1 protein-coding gene is annotated in these 433 nt (G+C 63.3%); it reads right to left on the minus strand.

All coding sequences use genetic code 11. From position 1 onward, the window contains the following. The coding region (locus K5Q99_RS22140) for a pyruvate dehydrogenase E1 component-related protein (protein WP_220778159.1) at window positions 1-268 on the minus strand (268 nt) is incomplete at its 3' end. Window positions 269-433: the final 165 nt, after the last annotated feature.

The raw sequence follows: 433 nt of genomic DNA on the forward strand, positions 1-433 counted from the left end.
CGAGCTCCTCGTCGCCCGGGTACTCCGGCTCCTGGTCCGCCGGGATCGTGTTCACGTAGTCCGTGGTGGTCACGTAGGGCAGGGCGACGGACTGGGCGCTCGCGCGCTGCATGAGGGAGCGCATGATGTACTGCGCCCGCTCCGTGCCGCGCTCCTCGATGAGTCCGTCGAGGGACTCGATCCACTCCTGAGTCTCCTCGGGATCGACGTCAGGCAGGGTTGTCGGAAGTCCGTTGAGGACTGGTCCGCGTTCTTCGCGTGGGATCACACCGGGTCCTTTCTCATCGACAGCGACGCACAACCGGCGACATCACCGGTGACGGTTCAAGGTGGCAGCCCGAGGGCCCGCCGTGAACTTATTGTGTCGTCTTATGGAAGAAAAGTCACTCGGAAGTACCGTAAATCACCCCAGCGCCTCATCCCCCGAATCTGT

The organism is Shewanella hafniensis (assembly GCF_019655335.1).
Taxonomy (GTDB): domain Bacteria; phylum Pseudomonadota; class Gammaproteobacteria; order Enterobacterales; family Shewanellaceae; genus Shewanella; species Shewanella hafniensis.